The organism is Planococcus sp. CPCC 101016 (assembly GCF_007859295.1).
Taxonomy (GTDB): Bacteria; Bacillota; Bacilli; order Bacillales_A; family Planococcaceae; genus Planococcus.
The window spans coordinates 550,818-568,377 of the sequence record NZ_VOHB01000002.1; the positions used below are offsets into that span (position 1 = coordinate 550,818).

The 17,560-nt window shown below is 44.0% G+C and carries 15 protein-coding genes; 11 read left to right on the plus strand and 4 right to left on the minus strand.

The genetic code is table 11. From position 1 onward, the window contains the following. Nucleotides 1–41: 41 nt before the first annotated feature. Genes FQV26_RS02620 through FQV26_RS02630 form a run of 3 tightly spaced genes read right to left on the minus strand, consistent with a single transcriptional unit; the run spans nucleotide 42 to nucleotide 3,970 of the window. The gene (locus tag FQV26_RS02620) at nucleotides 42–2,621 is read right to left on the minus strand and encodes a YfhO family protein (protein WP_146555818.1); all 2,580 of its coding nucleotides are present in this window, start codon (nucleotides 2,619–2,621) and stop codon (nucleotides 42–44) included. Between the two features lie 19 nt (nucleotides 2,622–2,640). Next, on the minus strand, nucleotides 2,641–3,036 hold the full coding sequence (locus tag FQV26_RS02625) for a GtrA family protein (RefSeq protein ID WP_146555819.1): 396 nt from the start codon (nucleotides 3,034–3,036) through the stop codon (nucleotides 2,641–2,643). Next, on the minus strand, nucleotides 3,026–3,970 hold the full coding sequence (locus tag FQV26_RS02630; RefSeq protein WP_315898437.1) for a glycosyltransferase family 2 protein: 945 nt from the start codon (nucleotides 3,968–3,970) through the stop codon (nucleotides 3,026–3,028). Before FQV26_RS02630 ends, FQV26_RS02625 begins: the two co-directional genes overlap by 11 nt. A gap of 306 nt (nucleotides 3,971–4,276) precedes the next feature. Here FQV26_RS02630 and FQV26_RS02635 point away from each other — a divergent pair, with 306 nt between their 5' ends. From FQV26_RS02635 to FQV26_RS02675, 9 genes are all read left to right on the plus strand, one after another. Then, entirely contained in the window at nucleotides 4,277–4,888 is a 612-nt protein-coding gene (locus FQV26_RS02635; protein WP_146555821.1) for a TerD family protein, read from the plus strand. Between the two features lie 14 nt (nucleotides 4,889–4,902). Further along, nucleotides 4,903–5,481, plus strand: a complete 579-nt coding sequence (locus FQV26_RS02640) for a TerD family protein (protein WP_146555822.1) — start codon at nucleotides 4,903–4,905, stop codon at nucleotides 5,479–5,481. Nucleotides 5,482–5,588: 107 nt separating this feature from the next. Continuing rightward, on the plus strand, nucleotides 5,589–6,734 hold the full coding sequence (locus FQV26_RS02645) for an HpcH/HpaI aldolase/citrate lyase family protein (protein ID WP_146555823.1): 1,146 nt from the start codon (nucleotides 5,589–5,591) through the stop codon (nucleotides 6,732–6,734). Then, a complete protein-coding gene (locus tag FQV26_RS02650) occupies nucleotides 6,667–8,034 on the plus strand; it encodes a phosphoribosyltransferase family protein (protein ID WP_146555824.1) in 1,368 nt (455 codons plus the stop codon). Before FQV26_RS02645 ends, FQV26_RS02650 begins: the two co-directional genes overlap by 68 nt. Then, on the plus strand, nucleotides 8,031–9,140 hold the full coding sequence (locus FQV26_RS02655) for a cysteine protease StiP family protein (protein WP_146555825.1): 1,110 nt from the start codon (nucleotides 8,031–8,033) through the stop codon (nucleotides 9,138–9,140). Before FQV26_RS02650 ends, FQV26_RS02655 begins: the two co-directional genes overlap by 4 nt. Next, complete coding sequence (locus FQV26_RS02660) at nucleotides 9,137–9,952, plus strand: hypothetical protein (protein ID WP_146555826.1); 816 nt, start codon at nucleotides 9,137–9,139, stop codon at nucleotides 9,950–9,952. The genes FQV26_RS02655 and FQV26_RS02660 overlap by 4 nt, the downstream gene beginning before the upstream one ends. Nucleotides 9,953–9,976: 24 nt before the next feature. Next, nucleotides 9,977–11,590, plus strand: coding sequence for a YceG family protein (locus FQV26_RS02665; RefSeq protein ID WP_146555827.1), 1,614 nt, complete (start codon nucleotides 9,977–9,979; stop codon nucleotides 11,588–11,590). Nucleotides 11,591–11,610: 20 nt separating this feature from the next. Continuing rightward, a complete protein-coding gene (locus tag FQV26_RS02670) occupies nucleotides 11,611–12,693 on the plus strand; it encodes a toxic anion resistance protein (protein WP_146555828.1) in 1,083 nt (360 codons plus the stop codon). Between the two features lie 18 nt (nucleotides 12,694–12,711). Next, entirely contained in the window at nucleotides 12,712–13,290 is a 579-nt protein-coding gene (locus tag FQV26_RS02675) for a TerD family protein (RefSeq protein WP_146555829.1), read from the plus strand. Between the two features lie 66 nt (nucleotides 13,291–13,356). Here the strand turns inward: FQV26_RS02675 and FQV26_RS02680 are convergent, their stop codons facing one another. Then, complete coding sequence (locus FQV26_RS02680) at nucleotides 13,357–14,589, minus strand: Zn-dependent hydrolase (RefSeq protein ID WP_146555830.1); 1,233 nt, start codon at nucleotides 14,587–14,589, stop codon at nucleotides 13,357–13,359. 135 nt (nucleotides 14,590–14,724) lie between these two features. On the opposite strand from FQV26_RS02680, the gene FQV26_RS02685 reads away from it, so the two are divergent. Together FQV26_RS02685 and FQV26_RS02690 are read left to right on the plus strand one after the other, a co-directional pair. Beyond that, on the plus strand, nucleotides 14,725–15,891 hold the full coding sequence (locus FQV26_RS02685; protein ID WP_146555831.1) for a M20 metallopeptidase family protein: 1,167 nt from the start codon (nucleotides 14,725–14,727) through the stop codon (nucleotides 15,889–15,891). Between the two features lie 124 nt (nucleotides 15,892–16,015). Continuing rightward, complete coding sequence (locus tag FQV26_RS02690; RefSeq protein WP_146555832.1) at nucleotides 16,016–17,545, plus strand: AbgT family transporter; 1,530 nt, start codon at nucleotides 16,016–16,018, stop codon at nucleotides 17,543–17,545. The last annotated feature ends 15 nt before the right edge of the window (nucleotides 17,546–17,560 follow it).

A 17,560-nucleotide genomic window follows, 5' to 3' on the forward strand; every position in this document is an offset into this window, starting at 1 on the left:
GCAATTTTCTGAAATGGATTCTTTTGTAGGATAAAAAAGCTTTATCTTTTTCTTTTGCGGAAAACGAATAGTAATCCCAAAATCATGGATCCAATACTTATGAGAAGAGCTAACTTGAAAAATGGCGGTTGGTAGCTTAGGGAAATTTTGTTGTCGCCAGGCTCTAAAGAAATTGCAGAAAAGCCGTAATCAGCTTTCAGCACCTCGACCTGCTGCCCATTTACTTTTGCCCTCCAGCCGCGCTCGTAAGGAATAGCCAACTTTAAATAATCGTCGTTTTCTACATTGGAATAATCAAGGCTGACATGGCTGCCATCGATTACCAAGTTGCTGGATAAATCAGGTTGGCTGGCTTGTTCCCTCAAAATTTCGTAGGATTCTGAAGAAAGCTGGATTCCAGTTAATTCGTATGAGCCTTGTGGCAGGCGTATTTCAACTTGTTCTTCAGCCGGAATCCTTATCGTCAGATCGTCTACAAATGTTTTGTAGACAGACTGATTGGATTTTCTGGTAGTGTAATAATCATTGACTTGAAGAGGGAATCCTTGGTTGGCTGCTTTATTTTCCAAGTGAAAAGAAACAAACAAATCGCCATCTGCTTCGGTCGGGTTTTTTACTCGTACGTCTAAGCCGCCCGTTTCTTCAGTCACTTCCAGGTTGCCATCATTATAAGTTGCCCCGACCGCTGTTGCATCAAAATCGATTGAATTATTTCCGGAATCGGGCAGGGGAGCAGCATCTTGGGCTTCGTCGAGTACAATGCCCGTCAGCATAGCTTGTTCACGCATCAACATTGGCATTTCAGCTAACAGTTGTTCCTGATAGACCGTAGAAGTGGAGCGCGCAAATGGCAAAACATATTCATTTTCATGGACTGCATAGTTATCAGTTGAATAGATTTTGGTAAAGCCATAGGGAATGTTTTTATCTCCAAGCGGGCGGATAATGTATTTGCCCTGCAATAAGCTGTATAAGTTTGCTCGATTGCCAAGCGTCGCATAGCGGCTGACACTTTCGCGTCCCATGTCGATCTCAAGGTCGTACAGGTAAAAGTACAATAAGTTTTTGTTTAAAATACTGGAATACGCACTTAAACCTTGGAAGTCCTGAACGATTGGCGTATTGTTGCGTACACCTTCCATCCATTCAATACGGTAAATCTCCGCGGTTTCTTTTGAATGAATGTAATCCAGCATTTCATTGATTTCCGGGTCATCGTATTCGGGACCGGTTATCAGCTCTTTACTAACTTCAGAAATATTGCCGTCTTCAAGAATTTTCTCCACTTGATAGAGGTTGGCAAACAGCAATGTCCAGCCAAACAGAAAGGCCATTAGCAACCATTTGAAAAGCGGCTTTCTAAATTGAGTGTAAAAGAATAGCAGCAAAAGCGTAATAAGCAGATTGCCGAAAGTGAAGATGGAGACCAGTGAACTGATTGTGAAATACTCATCTCCATATGCGTAAAGTGCGAAACAGAAGAATGCAAAGACACCTGCAATTGCGAAACGCCGCAATGTAAATTTATGCAGTTGGTCGAATGCCGCAGCCACAGCACCACCCATAACCAATGAGAGAAAATATTCCCAGCGATATTGGGGAGCAGAGAAACCGTTAAAGACACTGCCAATTAATGGACTATGGTGCATGGCGATGCCTACAATTCCAAGCAAGGCAAAAAGCCTGAACGTTTTGTTACGGTATAGGAAGGCACAAAATAACAGCAACACAAAAAATGCCGGCAAAACAATGAATCGGCTATTGAATAAAATATTGTCCGTTACATCAATCCATGGAATCTCCTGCTGAAAAGGCGGCCTGTGGTTATTCAGGTACGCATATACCGCAGGAATAAAGGAAACAGCACTAATACCGGCTCCAATTAGTCCCGCGACTGCAAAATTCATTAAAACTTTCTTCTTATCCTGCTGAACTTGTTCGAGCGGGATAAACAGCCGGAAAAGAATATAGAGGGCAGTCAGTATAAAGTTGATGTAGGCAAAATAAAAATTGTCGATCATTGAAACAGCCACTGCAGCTAAAAACCAGCCGGGCTTTTGTTCACGAAAAATCTTTTCAACACCGAACAGTAAAATCGGAAGCCATAAAAAAGCATCTGCGAAAAATTCCCAGTACGTAACATGACGGAAATACATACCGGTAATGCCGTAAAGGGAAGCACCCAGTAGAGCAGCGGGTTTTGAAATCTTCATATACATGAACAGGCGTGTTGTGATGAATAGTACGGCTGCTAAGCGGATGATGCTAATAAAGACAGCCGCATTTGCCCAGAATAGCACATCCGTTTCCTGAATGATGTTAATCATCTTCAAGATGAAAACAATCGTCACTGTCATTAAGAACACGATGGATGTAGAGAAATAATAAGACAGTTCACTGAACGTGCCAGCTCCTAAGCCGAAATCAAACGAGTAGAAAAGTTCTCCACGGGTATATTGTTCATAGAGAAGATGCTTAAATGGCATCATTTGAGAAAGTCCATCGTTGATGCCTGTCATGAATTGGCCGCGTGACCATTGGTAGAGAAAAACAGCATGGCCAATCGCTGATAACAGTATACTGAAGAAGAACAGAAGAAGAGCAGGGCGTAGCTTTTGCATAGAGTCACCGTCTTTTTGCTTATTTTGGATGAGCCGTGTCCTTAAGGATTTTTCCGGACACGACAAAAGTTATGGGAACTGTAAATAATACCGCTGCAAACGGCGCAATGTTACTGTTCAAGTGAAGAAATTCAACAAATACGAAAATCAATACCGTCGAAACCGACATATTGACGACTTGTGTCAAAGGGAAATACAGGTATTTTTTCAATGTTGGTTTGATGCGGTAGGTTACATAACAATTTAAGAAAAAAGAGATGTTTAAACTGATCAAAAAACCCACGATATGCGCCAGCAGGTAAGGCAAAGAAAAAATGTTGTGAAGCACCAGGTAAATGGTGTAGTAGCTTAAAGTGTTGACTACACCGACAAAGACAAAACGGGTAAACTCGGTATTCAAAGCTTTAAGACTCATCGTATTCATCCACATTGCTGATATCCACAAGGAAATGCGGACGCTGTTTGGTTTCATTGTAGATGCGTCCGATATATTCGCCGATGACCCCGAGGCTGATCAATTGAATGCCGCCCAGTAAAAGAATTGCTGTAATCGTCGTAAAGTAACCGGGAGCTCCGACGCCTTCTTGCAAAATATTGTATAAGGTGACGAAAATATAGATAAGTGACAGGAACAGAACCAGGAAACCTGTATAGAAACAAATACGCAAAGGTTTCATATTGAATGATACAATGCCATCGATGCCGTAATTAACCAAGCTATTAAACGACCATTTCGAATCACCGTCTGTCCGTAATACATTTTCATAGTTGATGGTCTTTTTGCTGAGGCCGATCCAGGAGAACAGCCCTTTGGAAAAACGATTGCTTTCACTCAATGCGAGAATGGCATTGATGGCTTTCCGGCTGAGCAGCCGGAAATCTCCTTCACCGTCCTGCAGATCGACATCGGTAATTGAATTGATCAGTTTGTAATAAAGGGAGGAGAAGAGAGAGCGGACTTTGGAGTCTCCTGTGCGGGATCGCTTCGCCACGACCTGATTGAACCCCTCCTCATAGCCCTTCACCATTTCACCGATTAATGTAGGGGGGTGCTGCAAATCGCTGTCCATCACGATGGCAGCATCTCCTTTAATGCGCTTCAAGCCTGCGAGCATTGCCGACTCTTTCCCGAAATTGCGTGTCAACGAAATGTATTTAACGCTGTCATGAACTTCTGCTAGTTTTAAAATTTCCTGGAGAGTGCCATCACTGCTCCCATCATTGATGAACATAATCTCATAACGATATGGAAGCGACTCAAGTTCCTTTGTCAATTTAGCATACATGGAAGCGATGTTGGCTTCCTCGTTATAAGCAGGAACTACAATAGAGATAAGCTTCATTTTTATTTCTCCTTTCGAAATGCGCGTAAAAACCTTCTTTAGCTTACATTACCCGTGCGATTTAAGAAGTATGCCTCGGAGAAATGAAACTTCATGGCTTTAGATACGTATTAGTATACGTCAGCTGTTTCAAGAAAGCATTTGTCTGAAAATTCAGCGCCCGCCTACTCACCGTAAAGCTTATGAGTCCCGATATTATATTATTGTGGTCTGAATCTTCAGAGTTGCCGACAAACTTTATTCGTTGAATTTTACATGCTGGACCGATACCATTAAAATAGAATACATACTGATGAATGGAGAGTGTTAGGAATGGCTATTAATCTTGTCAAAGGTCAGAAAATCGATTTAACAAAAGGACGTTCATCGCTTTCAAGCATTATGGTTGGTTTGGGCTGGGACCCTGTCGCGACCAAAAAAAGTGGAGGTTTCCTAAGCGGCCTACTGGGCGGCGGAGGCGGAGCTGACGTTGACTGTGACGCATCCGTCCTATTGCTGGATGAAAACGGCAAGTTGACTGCGAAGGAAAACCTGATTTATTTTGGAAATAAAAAAAGCAAAGACGGCAGTGTTGTTCATTCCGGCGATAACCTGACTGGGGAAGGTGAAGGCGATGACGAAGTGATCAACATCGACTTGAAACGCATTTCCCCTTCTATTCATCGTTTGGTGTTTGTTGTTAATATCTACAATGCCAAACAGAAGAAACAAGATTTCGGCATGATTGAAAATGCCTTTATCCGTTTAGTCGATAACCAGTCGAAAGAAGAACTGGTACATTACAACCTCACCGATAATTATGCAGGCAAAATGTCTTTGATTACGGGTGAACTTTATCGCCAAGGAGCAGAATGGAAGTTTTCGGCCATCGGTGAGGGTGCTTCAGAACCTGATATAGGATCAATCGCAAACAAATATTCTTAAGGAGTGATGGAAAAATGGCAATCAATCTTTCTAAAGGACAAAAAGTGGATTTAACAAAAAGCAACCCTGGCTTATCTAAAGTGATCGTGGGCTTAGGCTGGGATACCAATAAATACGACGGCGGACAGGATTTTGATTTGGATTCTTCGGTCTTCCTTCTGAACAGCGAAGGCAAAACAGCTTCAGAAGCTGATTTTATCTTCTATAACAACACAACTGGTGCTGGTGGAGCCGTGGAGCACACAGGCGACAACAAAACTGGCGAAGGCGAGGGAGATGACGAGCAAGTTAACGTCAACCTCACCGCTATTCCAGCATCAATCGAAAAAGCGACTTTCGCCATTACAATCCATGATGCCGAAGCACGCGGCCAAAACTTTGGCCAAGTAAGCAATTCATATGTGCGTATCATAAACGGAGACACAAATGAAGAATTGATCCGCTACGACTTGGGTGAAGATTTCTCGATTGAAACTGCAGTTGTTGTCGGTGAACTTTACCGTCACGGTGGAGAATGGAAATTTAACGCCATTGGCAGCGGTTATCAAGGCGGCTTAGAGTCTCTTGTTAAGGACTTTGGCTTAAACAGCTGAGTGAACGATGGAAAAGCAAGGAGACTTTCTCCTTGCTTTTTCTCCATTCATATATGAAATGATAATTTGAACGGGCTGGTGCAGCAGCATGCCGGGAGGGATCACGTATGAGACATTTTAACGGATTGACAGATTCTGATTTAAAGACTTTTTTTAAATATTACCCGGCAGAATTTAACCGTGATACGGAACGGGAAACCTTAAGCCTGGCCTTGGGGGCAGCACTTTACACACCGGGGTCGAGAGCAGATTTTGCTCAGAAGATTTTGAGTGGCGATTATAGCAGTGGATCTTTCTCAGGGCTGACAACATTGATTGTCTGTCTGGAAGATGCGGTAGCCGATTCAGAGCTGAAGCGGGCGGAAGCAAATGTAGTAGCCGAGTTTAAAAAGCTGGAAAAAGTGGATGCGGTGCAGCTTGCAGCTGGTCCGACCTTGTTTTTGCGGGTGCGCACACCCGACCAATTGGATAAACTGGTCCGGCAGGCGGGAACGGCGTTAAGCGTATTAACAGGAATCGTTTTTCCGAAATGCCTGCCTGCTACATTGCCTTTGTTTTTTGCAGCATTGGATCGTGCCAGTGAAGCAGCGGGGAGAACCCTTTATGCACTGCCGCTGCTTGAAACAAAGGAAGTACTCTACAGTGAATTCCGCGAACAGACCTTAGAGGAATTACATCAAATCATGCGGTCGGAAGCTGATCGGATTTTAACGGTTCGTGTCGGAGCAACTGATTTTTCCAGTCTTTACGGCCTTCGTCGTCCAGCGGAGAGGACGATTTATGACGTACACATCATTCGGGATTGCCTAATGTCCATTCTGAACCGATTTGGCCGGGCTGAAGATGGGTTTACTGTTTCGGGACCTGTGTATGAACATTTTTCGAGTGGAGAGAGATTATGGCTTTCATCCAAACCTGAACAGACGCTGTGGGAAGAAGTCCAGTTGGATGTTCTAAATGGGTTTAGAGGGAAAACCTGCATTCATCCGTCGCAAATTTCAATCGTCAATACCGGTCACATAGTCTCGCTTGAAGCATATGAAGATGCTAACTTGATCCTCAATGAGAGCAGCAAGCGAAACGGTGTGCTGAAAAGCCCTAAACGCAATAAAATGAACGAAGTAAAACCGCATTTGAGTTGGGCAAAGAAACTGGCTGCTCAAGCGGAAGTCTATGGGGTGCTGCATGAAAACTATCAACCAATTGACGTCCTCAACCATATCCGGGCAAACCAATTATCAAATCAATACTAGATTATGGGATAACCTGGACATTAATATTTCTGTAGAAAATACTTATCCGGGCCTTTCACCGGAGTCGCTTTTTTCAGTCGCTTTACGTATCAATAAAAAGCGCCAATTTCTTTTCGTCAGCAAATTGATTGCTAAACATTTAGCCGTCCATCCTTCACTGGCTCTTGGAACTGGAACTTTACTGGCCTCTTTATTGATGGAAGAAAGTGGACTTGAAGGGCATCCTGATACGCGTGCTCTTGTCAAAATGATTGAAACAGGTGAAGTTGATCGTGAACTGAGCCTCAACTCACTTAGATTTAAAAAAGCTATGCCTGACAAAATTGTTTTTATTGGGATGGCTGAAACCGCTACCGGTCTTGGCCACTCGGTTTTTCAGCATTTTGAAGAAGCTGACTACATCCATACAACACGTGAAGAAATTGTCGGCATTACCCCATCTTTTGTCTTTGAAGAAGAACATTCCCACGCCACTTCTCATAGAGTATATGCATCTTCTGGTATGCTCGAAGAAGCGGATACCATCGTTTTAATCGATGATGAAATTTCTACAGGCAACACGCTATTAAATTTAGTTTGTGCATTGGATGATCAATTTCCAGGAAAAAACTATACTTCTTTGTCTATTTTGGATTGGCGAAATAACAGTCAAAAAGAAAAATTAGCAAAAATGGCAGCTGAGCGGAATATCCAGTTAACTGTCCTATCTCTGATGGCAGGACAATTCGACCTTGTCCATAGCACTGCACCTGAAGAGACCGAATTGATGGCACTCAGCAGCACGGGCTGCAAACTGCCGGATGCCGAACTGAGTGCAAAGAAAGTAGCGGCTGTATCTAAGAGCGGTCAGCAATACATTTCTTATACCGGTCGCTTCGGAATTACGAGCACTGAACATGATGAAATAGAAAAATGGGCAGAAGCTGCAGCTGGACAGGTGGAAGTTGCGAGTGATAAGGCGCTGGTTATCGGTATAGGAGAAAATATGTACTTGCCTTTGCGTTTCGCTTTGGCTTTGGGCGGTGCCCCGCTTGTTCAGACTACAACACGCAGTCCGATATTCGCTTCACCGACAGCAGACTATCCGATTAAAGAAAAGGTCAGGTTTGAATTGCCGGACGCAGAAGGAATCAACCAATTCGTCTACAACCTGAATGAATTGGATGTGGATCGGATATATTTGCTTGCTGAATCTGTCATTGAACTAAGCGAATGGCAGCCGCTGATTGCTTACTTGGAGAAAAAAGCACCAGTGGAATGGATATCTTTGACGACCCAAAGGAGTGAAGAAATCGAATGATAGCAACCGGTTTAGTGAAGACGAGTTATCCGAAAGAAGACATCACTTTCCTATTGAAAGACGTAAGTGAAGAGTTTGTTGAAAGCACATTGGAAGAACGGGAAAAAGCAGTTCAGACAGGTGCTCACTATGCAGAAAGACTGCCGATGGAATACCGGCCCTCTGATGAATACACAAATCTTTATCACGAAACGGTACTTAAGACCAAGCAGCAGCTAAGCTATCTGGTAGGACTGGTAACTCGCCGGATCTTCATGAATGCAGGAACAGACGATGTTGTCATCGTATCACTGGCGCGTGCTGGAAGCCCAATCGGCATCTTAATCCGACGTTACGCGCAGCAAGTGATGAATATGGAATGGCCGCATTACAGCGTTTCGATTTTACGGGATAAAGGCATAGATGAGAAAGCGATCGACACAATCCGTGCTGCACATCCGACAAGCCGCATCCAATTTGTGGACGGTTGGACTGGAAAAGGCGCTATTCAAAAGGAATTGACCAAATCGGTCAATAAGCTCAACATTGCAAAAGGTTTGGGACTGTATGACGATATGGCGGTTTTGGCAGATCCGGGTGCCTGTGCGGTCCTGTTTGGAACACGTGAAGACTTTCTAATTCCAAGCGCTTGCTTGAATGCGACAGTTTCAGGATTAGTAAGCCGTACCATCCTAAACAAGCTGTATATCGGTGAAGATGATTTTCACGGAGCAAAATTCTACGGTGAATTATTACAAGAGGATTTATCGAATGATTTTGTTGATCAGATCACTGAATGCTTTGAAGAGACACAGGGAAAAGTGGAAAAAGATGCTGTTTCAATGCCGGTTACGGCAAAAAGAACTTGGCAGGGCATGAAGGAAGTCGAGGCGATCGGACAGCAGATGTACAGTGAAACCGACTATCATCTAATCAAGCCGGGTGTTGGAGAAACAACACGGGTTTTGCTTCGAAGAAGCCCATGGAAGGTTCTGGTCAACAGCCTGGATAATCCGGATGTTCACCACATCTTGATGTTGGCAAAAGAAAAAGAGGTGCCCGTGGAAGTTGTTCCTGATTTATTCTACCGCGCAATCGGCTTGATCCGGTCAGGTAAAGAGATATGACAGTATTATTTGCCAGTGATTTGGATCAAACATTGATTTATTCCCGCAATTCCATGGGAATGGATGTAGCAGAAGAAGAATTGGTCGAAGTAGAGCGGTATGAAGGCAAACCCTTGTCTTTCATGACGAAAAAAAGCCAGTCGGATTTGTGGAACATCGCAGATTCAGCATTTTTTCTGCCCGTAACTACACGTACGCAAGCTCAATACGAGCGAGTGACAGGTATTTTTGAGGGTCAGCAGGCGCCGCGCTTTGCGGTCATCTCTAATGGCGCAGTCATTTTGGAGAATGGCGAGCCAATCAAGGAATGGTCGGATCACATCCGCCGACAATGCGTCAGCCGCAAAACAATCATTAAGGAATTGCTGCCGGAAATCAAACGCCATTTCTCAGAAGATTGGGTATTGAAAGTGCGGGAAGCGGACGATTGGTTCGTCTACCTGATTGTGGACCGTGCAAGATTTCCGGAAGATAAGCTGGATTTCTATACAACAGCTTTTAAAAAGCTTGGCTGGGGAATGTCTCTGCAGGGCAGAAAACTATATTTTATGCCAGAGAGCATCACCAAAGCAGGCGCCATGGAATACGTTAAAGATCGTCTCGGTGCCAGTTATGTCATAGCTGCAGGGGATTCGCTGCTGGATCTTGATTTATTGGAAAGTGCAGATTACAGCATGTTGGCTTCCCATGGCGAAGCGGTAAGAAGTGCGGTACCGGTATCTGGACATATTCACCAAACGGATAATCAAGGCATTAAAGCAGGCGAAGAAATCTTGACCCAAGTTGCCGAGATTTCACTACAGCGTAAGTAAGCAACAAAGCAAGGAGAGATTCCGATGGTTCAATTGCATCCGATCCCCGCCAAAACCTGGGATCCGGAAAAGATCGGGGAGTGGCTAAAAAAACCGATTGTGGATCACAGCGAAACAAAAATTGAGGAAAACCAGATTACGTATCCGCAGCTGCTTGGGCAAGTAACTGGCATGACGCTTGATGCCGATGAATACTTTGCGGCTATTTACGATGTCCTCGAAGCGTCGGAAGGGCGATTGATTCGGCTTTCCGACAGGATGGATAAGCATATTGAACAGGATCGACTGCGGACATTACAAGATCTGTTTGAAATGAACAAAAAAGAAAAAGGCTTGTCCCCAAACCGTATGGTGGCTTTTCTGGACGGCAAAGGCTTGTTGCCCAGATTGAAAGATACAGATTTGAACAGACGCTTGCGAGTGGTGCTGATTGATGTCCTGAAAGCGTTTCAGGAACAATCCGGGGGAAATACGACGCATTCCTCTTTCCGTCGGGTAACGACGGACCTGGTCAAGTGGATGTTCAATCATATAGAACCTCAAATCGAGAAACTGGATTTAGAAAAAGGGCTGCCAGGTTTTTTGTGGTATGGCAGCGCTACGGAAAGTGAAACGTGGTTTCTCAAATTGTCGGCTGCTTTTGGCTTCCATATTGTTGTTTATGATCCAAAAGGAGAGGGCTGGTTCGAACAGACAGTTGGAAAAGAAGGGCTCCATAGCCATAGTTTCCAGGTAAATGCTGATTCGCTTCTTCCTTTTCCTGAGGAAAAACCGAAACGTGTGGGAACTGTCGCTTACCGTGCAACGCAGGAAGTGGACCGGTTATTGCATCATGACGATTCAGGGCTTTATAAGCCATTCCAGTTCAAATCCTACCGGACGCACTCGGTCCGCTTGAAGACGACGATGGATGAAGCATTCATGTTAGCCAAAGAGCGCGCAATGGTAAGGCCATCTTTTTCGGTGGCAGCTGGAAGCGTCAACATTCCTGTTGTTTTCTCCAAACTTATGGGCATCGAAAAAGACCGCAAACGCTTCTGGGATAATGTTCATAATTTGACTGAACGTGAAGACACAAAACTGGTGCGAAGTTTCCCGTTCATTGAAGAACGAAAAGGCAATCAGCAATTCCACTACCGCGCCGCACTTGGCAAAGATGGGAAGCTCGATCCGGAAAAGATGAAAGCCGCACATTGGTGGAAATACAATAAATTACCGGATGGCGTCCAGACCGCGATAGCGGCAGCGATAGCGAGGCATGTGGAAAAACCGATTCTGCTTCCGCAAAATGGAGAATCGTTTGAAGAATTGCAGCTTTATGCTTTTACTCAATCAATGTCGCTTCCGGATTCGGTTATTCAGTTGATCCAGCTATTCGATTATCCCCAGTTTGTACCAACGATGCTGTTTTATAATGAGGAAAAAGACGGGGAGCTTAGCCGGGCGGACGCCAATGCAATTGCGTTGATACACGTTTTCGGACTTGATGTCATCATCATAAATCCACAAGGCCATCAGGATATCGAACGCTGGGTTGATCCGGAATCGTTTGATACGCATTGGCTGGACGAGCGTAGCTTCAATGAACCGTTCCGCGAGCCTTCAGTAGTGAAAAAGATATTTAAAAAATGGCTGTAGCCTAAAAGGAGTGAAAATCGATGACCAACATGCCCGATCAAATTGAACAACAGGAATTGGTGATGAAAGATGAAAACCAATTAAAGGTTCAGCTGAAAAAAGATCCTGAAGTTCTTCAGTTGGCTTCAAAAATTGATCCTAAAAACCAAATTGCTTTATTGGAATTCGGCCGCGAGCCTGCCAATGAAATTTCAGCTTTTACTGGGAAAGTTCTAAATTCCGTCCAAGCAAACAGTATGGAAGAATCCAGTGAATTGCTGAAGCAACTCGGTAAAATCATGGACAAATTCGACAAGAAGGATTTTGTCGAGAAGAAAGGCTTTCTCAATAAAATTTTCAATAAAGGCAATAAAGTGATCGAACAGTTATTCAATAAATACCAGACGATGGGTACTGAAATTGATAAAGTATACGTTGAAATCACAAAGTACGAAGGCGAAATGAAAAAGTCGACGACTACTTTGGAAGAGTTGTACAATCAAAATTTCAATTATTTTATGGAATTGGAGAAGTATATTGCGGCTGGGGACATCAAAGTCGAAGAACTGAAAGCCAAAGAACCAGCGGTCCGTGCTAAAGCGGAATCAGGTGATCAAATGGCGCTGATGGAATTGAATTCCCTGCAAAATGCAATCGAACTTTTGGAACAGCGGGTTTACGATCTTGAGATGGCGAAACAGGTTTCCTATCAAGCCGCGCCTCAAATCCGTATGCTGCAGCGCGGGAATACCAAATTGATCGGTAAGATCAACTCTGCTTTCGTCACGACTATCCCGATTTTTAAAACAGGATTGATCAATGCGATTGCGGCGAAGCGGCAGAACTTGGTTGCTGAGTCCATGAGCGAATTGGATCGCCGCACCAATGAAATGCTGTTGAATAATGCCAATGACATTTCACGCCAAAGTGTGGACATTGCAAGAATGTCCGGCCAACCGAGCATCAAGATTGAAACCATTGAACAGACATGGGAGACTATTATGCAGGGGATGAACGACACGCGCGAGATCGAACAGGAAAATCGCAAAATGCGTGAAGAAGGCCGTCTCCGCATCGAAGAATTACAGAAGAAATACGAAGACACTCAACGTAAAGCTAAATAATCGGAGGAGGAAATCAATATGTCAACAATCAACCTTTCAAAAGGACAGAAGATCGACTTAACGAAAACAAATCCAGGCCTAACAAAAGTGGTCGTCGGTTTAGGCTGGGATACCAATAAATACAGCGGCGGCGGAGACTTCGATTTGGACGCTTCCATTTTTTTGGTAGGCGAAAACGGCAAGTCACGCGGCCCTGAAGATTTTGTTTTCTACAACAATCTTGAAGGGGGCAATGGTTCTGTTGTCCATACTGGGGATAACCTGACAGGAGAAGGAGAAGGCGATGATGAGCAAGTAATCGTCGATTTGCCGAACGTTCCTGCAGATATCCATAAAGTCGTCTTTACAGTGACTATCCATGAAGCTGATAGCCGCGGACAGAACTTTGGCCAGGTTTCAAATGCATTTATCCGCATCGTAAACGAAAACTCAAACGAAGAATTGATCCGCTACGACTTGGGAGAAGACTTCTCGATTGAAACAGCTCTTGTAGTGGGTGAACTATACCGCCACGGAGGAGAATGGAAGTTCAACGCAATCGGCAGCGGTTATCAAGGCGGCCTTGCCGCATTAGTAAATGATTTTGGCTTAAGCTAATTAAAAAACCGTTTACCAGTTCACTTGAACTGGTAAACGGTTTTTTTAAAGATATCACATAGACTTTTAAATGACTTTGTCGGCTTTCAGCAGTGCATTCAAGAGAATATTGGCACCTTTCTCGATATCTTCCGGCAGGCTCAACTCCTGGGGACTATGGCTGATGCCGCCGATGCTTTTGACGAATACCATCGCGGTTTTAGTTAATGGGGCCAAATTCATAGCATCGTGTCCGGCCATGCTGGGCAGGATCTTATAGGGGATGCCGGACTCAACTGCTGCGTCTTCCAACAATTCGATCAGCTGTTTGTCGAAGTCGCATTCCTGTGTATTGTAGCTGTTTGTGACAGACATTTTCACGCCATGCCTATTTTTTATCTCGTAGAACGAGTCGTGTATATGCTGAACAAGGCTTTCACGTTCCTGTTTGTCGGAAGAGCGCACTTCAAGTGTAAACTCAACACGTCCTGGAATGATATTGGCTGAGTTCGGAAATACTTCAAATTTGCCGACTGTGGCAACTGTATCACTGGCAAGGTCGAGAGCCAGTTTTTGCACTTGAGCCACCATCTCGCTGGCTGCGACTAGCGCATCTTTCCGGCTCTCCATGATGGTTGTGCCGGAATGGTTCTGTTCGCCTTCAATTGTTACCAGATCGCGGTAGATACCGACAATGCTGTCGACTATTCCCACAGATAAATTTTCCTTCTCCAGTTTTCTTCCTTGTTCGATGTGCAGTTCAAAATAGGCTGCCATCGTCTTTTGTTTAGCGGCACCTATTTGAGAAAGTTTCCCTCCGGCTTTTTCTACCGCTTCTGCGAGCGTTCTTCCCGTTGAATCTTTAGCTTCATACAACTCTTCAGAACTTAACTTTCCGTTAAAAGCCCGGCTCCCCATAGTAGAAAAGTTAAATTCATTAGCTTCTTCTGCAGTAAAAGAAACAATTTCCAGAGGATGAGCCAAGGTGATGTGCTGGTCTCGCAAAGTTTGCACGATTTCCTTAGCAACAAGTACACCGAGAGCTCCGTCGTATTTTCCGCCATTCGGTACAGTATCCAGGTGAGATCCGATTACAAGAGGAAAATCTTTTTCTCCATTGCCCGGGAAAGTACCCCACACATTGGCAATGGCATCCACCGAAACGTTCATGCCCAATTCTTCCAGCTCTTGAGCGAAAAGCTCGCGCAACTGATAATCAGCTGCTGAAAAACTGGGGCGATTCACCCCTCCGTCTTTTTCTTTTCCATATTCGGCATAGGCTTCGATATCCCTCATCAACCGACTGATGTTAATATGCATGAAAGTTCCCGCCCTCTCTCTAAATTTATCCTTCAATAGTAACATAATAATCAATACATTCAGAATACTGAACACACTTTTTTTTATTTATGCTATCCTCGAAAAGAGTCAGTAAAACAGAGAGGATGAAATGCGATGGCATTAATCGATCAAGTCAAAGAAATTAGAAGAGCGCTGCATCAAAACCCGGAGCTGGGTGGAGAAGAATGGGAAACTTCGAAGCGAATCCAAGAAGAGCTGCATAAAGCGGGCATTCCATTTAAAACGGGGTTTGCAAAAACAGGGGTCCTTGGCATTATCGAAGGAAGTGCTGAAGGAGGTACAGTGGCTTTGCGTGCCGATATTGATGCACTTCCGATTCTAGAGAAGACAGAGCTTGCTTTTAAATCGAAAGTGGATGGCAAAATGCATGCGTGCGGCCATGATGCCCATACTTCGATGCTTCTTGGCACCGCTTTTAAATTGCAAGAGATGAAAGAGCAACTACCGGGACGTGTACTGCTCGTTTTTCAGCCAAATGAAGAAGCTTCGCCAATCGGAGGAGCAAGGCCAATGATGGAGGATGGTGTCTTCGATGAATTCAAACCGGATGTTATTTTTGGCCAGCATGTCTGGCCTGATTTGCCGGTCGGCCAGATTGGTGTGCGTGATAAAGAAATGATGGGTGCTTCTGATACGCTCTCCTTTACGATTAAAGGAGCGGGTGGACATGCCAGCATGCCTCATCAAGGAAAAGATGCCATTGTGGTTACAGCTGAATTCATTTCTTCCCTGCAGTCAATTGTCAGCCGTAATGTAAATCCATTAGAATCGGCTGTCATAACCATTGGGACGATCAATGGTGGATACAGATACAATGTAATAGCGGATGAAGTTGTATTAAAAGGAACTGTCCGGACATACAGCAAGAAGGCCAAGGATACAGTAAAACGCCGCCTCGAAAATTTGGTGAAAGGCTTTGAAATTGCTTATGAAGTGAAAATTGATTTTGATTATGTAGACGGTTATGGCGCTACCATCAACACTCCGGAATGGTCAGAGTTAGTAAGGGGCAGTGCCAGGGAGCTTTTGGGTGAAGACGCTTTGCCGGAAGTGGATCCTTCCATGGCTGGAGAAGATTTCTCCCGATTTCTAGAGCAAATTCCTGGCGCTTTTTATTGGCTGGGGTGTTCAGCGGCAGGAGAAGAATCACCCAAACCCTTGCACGATCCGGAATTCTTTTTTGAGGAAGCTGCTTTAGAAATAGGGATTGAAACCATGACAAAAGTGACAATGGAGGCTTTGGAAAAACTAAAAGGTTAATATTGTAAAACACGTACAATAATAATTAGAAATTCACAAATTGTCGGAATCACTTGATTATTCGTTGTTTGTTTGCCTATAATTAAAAAAAAGTTGAGAAATCCAGACAAAGAGGAGGCGCATTATGAAAAAACCGACACAGAATGGAGAAAAGAAAGGGGTTTTTATTCGCTTTCTGAATGCTATTGAAAAACTGGGCAACAAACTGCCTGATCCATTTATGATTTTTGTGTATTTGGCCATCGGAGTAATTATTGCATCTTTCATTTTCAGTTTATTCAATGCATCCGTTGTCCATCCAGGAACAGGAGAAACTTTGGCGATTGAAAACCTATTGTCTTGGGGAGGCCTTCAGTACATCATTACTTCGATGCTGACAAACTTTACCGGCTTTGCTCCGTTAGGAACGGTTTTAGCGATCATGCTCGGAATTGGACTTGCTGAGAAAGTGGGATTATTAGAAATTGCTATTCGCAAAACCATCATGAAAGCACCAGCTTCAATCGTTACTTATGCTATTGCTTTCGTAGGAATCATGGGAAACATCGCCTCTGATGCGGCTCAGATTCTTATTCCGCCTTTGGCAGCGATGGTCTTCTATAAATTAGGCCGCCACCCGCTTGCGGGATTAGCAGTAGGTTTTGCCAGTGCGGGAGCAGGTTTTACTGCAAACCTGCTCATTGTTGGAACGGATGCGTTGCTATCGGGTATTTCAACGGAAGCAGCTGCAATTTTGGATGATACCTTAATCGTCACACCTGCAGATAACTGGTACTTCAATATTGTTTCCGTTTTTGTTATGACCATTGTTGCTGGACTAGTGACTGAAAAAATCATCGAACCGAAATTGGGGAAATATGAAGGGACCGCGGTTATTGACGTAAGCGCTGAAGAACATCCAAAGGCAAACAAAGGCTTGCGCAATGCAGCCCTTGCAGCTCTTGCCTATATCGCAGTCTTAGTACTGCTGATTGTTTTGCCGGGTTCTTCTCTCCGCAATGAAGATGGCGGAATGATTCCTTCTCCATTCCTGACCGGAATTGTACCGATTATCTTGGGTCTTTTCCTTGTTCTCGGCATCGCTTACGGAAAAACAGTTGGGGCTATCAAGAATTCAGGAGATGCTGTCGGCTTTATGGCTGAATCCATAAAGGATATGTCCGGCTTTATTGTTTTAATCTTTGCAGCATCACAATTTATCGCTTACTTTACATGGACCAATATTGGAACATGGATTGCCGTTAACGGAGCTGAATTTTTGACACAGATCAACTTCACAGGCATTTACCTGATTGTTGGCTACATCTTATTCACTGCTTCCTTAAACTTCCTGATTACTTCAGGATCAGCAAAATGGGCATTGGAAGCTCCGGTATTCATTCCACTGTTCATGCAATTGGGTTATCACCCTGCCTTTACGCAGATGGCGTATCGTCTTGGTGATTCTTCAACAAATATCGTGACACCGTTAAATCCGTATTTTATCGTTGTTCTATCTTTCCTGAAGGAATATGACAAAAAAGCTGGCATGGGAACCTTAATATCATTGATGATTCCGTATACTTTGTCCTTCCTGATTGTCTGGATCATCCTGTTCTTGATTTTCTTCTTTACAGGATTGCAGTATGGACCTGGAATCACCCCGTATCTATAAAGACAAACTTTACTT

Excerpts from the sequence above, each read along its gene's own strand:
- FQV26_RS02660 (WP_146555826.1), top strand. The coding sequence starts at position 9,137 with ATGACAGTATTATTTGCCAGTGATTTGGATCAAACATTGATTTATTCC.
- FQV26_RS02635 (WP_146555821.1), top strand. The coding sequence starts at position 4,277 with ATGGCTATTAATCTTGTCAAAGGTCAGAAAATCGATTTAACAAAAGGA.
- FQV26_RS02640 (WP_146555822.1), top strand. The coding sequence starts at position 4,903 with ATGGCAATCAATCTTTCTAAAGGACAAAAAGTGGATTTAACAAAAAGC.
- FQV26_RS02665 (WP_146555827.1), top strand. The coding sequence starts at position 9,977 with ATGGTTCAATTGCATCCGATCCCCGCCAAAACCTGGGATCCGGAAAAG.
- FQV26_RS02625 (WP_146555819.1), bottom strand. The coding sequence starts at position 3,036 with ATGAGTCTTAAAGCTTTGAATACCGAGTTTACCCGTTTTGTCTTTGTC.
- FQV26_RS02680 (WP_146555830.1), bottom strand. The coding sequence starts at position 14,589 with ATGCATATTAACATCAGTCGGTTGATGAGGGATATCGAAGCCTATGCC.
- FQV26_RS02620 (WP_146555818.1), bottom strand. The coding sequence starts at position 2,621 with ATGCAAAAGCTACGCCCTGCTCTTCTTCTGTTCTTCTTCAGTATACTG.
- FQV26_RS02685 (WP_146555831.1), top strand. The coding sequence starts at position 14,725 with ATGGCATTAATCGATCAAGTCAAAGAAATTAGAAGAGCGCTGCATCAA.
- FQV26_RS02690 (WP_146555832.1), top strand. The coding sequence starts at position 16,016 with ATGAAAAAACCGACACAGAATGGAGAAAAGAAAGGGGTTTTTATTCGC.
- FQV26_RS02675 (WP_146555829.1), top strand. The coding sequence starts at position 12,712 with ATGTCAACAATCAACCTTTCAAAAGGACAGAAGATCGACTTAACGAAA.
- FQV26_RS02670 (WP_146555828.1), top strand. The coding sequence starts at position 11,611 with ATGACCAACATGCCCGATCAAATTGAACAACAGGAATTGGTGATGAAA.
- FQV26_RS02655 (WP_146555825.1), top strand. The coding sequence starts at position 8,031 with ATGATAGCAACCGGTTTAGTGAAGACGAGTTATCCGAAAGAAGACATC.
- FQV26_RS02650 (WP_146555824.1), top strand. The coding sequence starts at position 6,667 with ATGAAAACTATCAACCAATTGACGTCCTCAACCATATCCGGGCAAACC.
- FQV26_RS02645 (WP_146555823.1), top strand. The coding sequence starts at position 5,589 with ATGAGACATTTTAACGGATTGACAGATTCTGATTTAAAGACTTTTTTT.